Origin of the sequence: Methylorubrum zatmanii, from assembly GCF_014845115.1 — a bacterium.
GTDB lineage: Bacteria > Pseudomonadota > Alphaproteobacteria > Rhizobiales > Beijerinckiaceae > Methylobacterium > Methylobacterium zatmanii.
The window spans coordinates 1-853 of the sequence record NZ_NKUI01000328.1 but is presented as its reverse complement, the minus strand read 5'-3'; the positions used below and the strand labels follow the sequence as shown (position 1 = coordinate 853).

Annotated in this window: 1 protein-coding gene; it reads right to left on the bottom strand. The window is 67.9% G+C overall.

From position 1 onward, the window contains the following. Window positions 1-314 precede the first annotated feature (314 nt). Window positions 315-853 (bottom strand): polysaccharide biosynthesis/export family protein (locus MZTS_RS24410; RefSeq protein ID WP_192285897.1); only part of this gene is annotated, 539 nt, incomplete at its 5' end.

The window sequence follows — 853 nt, the reverse complement described above, 5'->3', positions numbered from 1 at the left end:
CCGGGTGCCCGGAGATTTGTCACAGGGGTTGGGATGCGGTGGCTCTGCTGGGCGCGGCCGCCAGGGATTCGCCCGGCAGCGGACGAAGGGGTTGCGACGGGAGGGGGGTGGGGGGGGGTGAGGGGGGCTGCCACGACGAGCGATCTCCGCGGGGCACCCCAAGGTGAGGGCGCTTGCCGGGGGAGGATCGCCATAGCGCAGTCAGCGATGCGTTAAAGCGGGTGCCGGAATCCGCTGAGAAAGGTCACGGCACCGACTTGCCGACGCCTTTCACGCAACTCGGTTAGGTATCGATAAACGCTGGTTGCGCCGACTTAGAAGAACCGCTCCTTGATGACGATGGTGTCGCCCGGGCGCACGGGATAGGACATCGGGACGATGCCGTTGACCAGGCCGCCCTGTCCTTCGCGGGTCAGGACGGCGTAATCGCGCGCCGCGCGGGGACCGAACCCGGCGGCGATCGCCACGGCGGTCTCGACGGTCATGCCGTTGACGTAGGGATATTGGCCCGAGGTCGTGACCTCGCCGAGGATGTAGAACGGCCGGTAGGCATCGACCTCGACGGTGACATGGGGTTCGCGCACATAGCCGGCGGCGAGCTTCGCTTCGATCAGCCGTGCCGCCTGGGCCGTGGTCTGTCCGCCGACCTGAACCGTGCCGATCAGAGGCATGGCGATCCGCCCGGCGCCGTCGACGGCGTAGATGTTGGACAGGTTGTCCTGCCCGAACACGATCACACGCAGCTTGTCGCCGGCAGCCAGGGAATAGCGCGCCCCGATGGAGCCGGTACCGGTGGCGTCGAGATCCGTGGTGCGGAAATCGGGACGCAGGCAGCCGCCGAGGGTGAGGACGG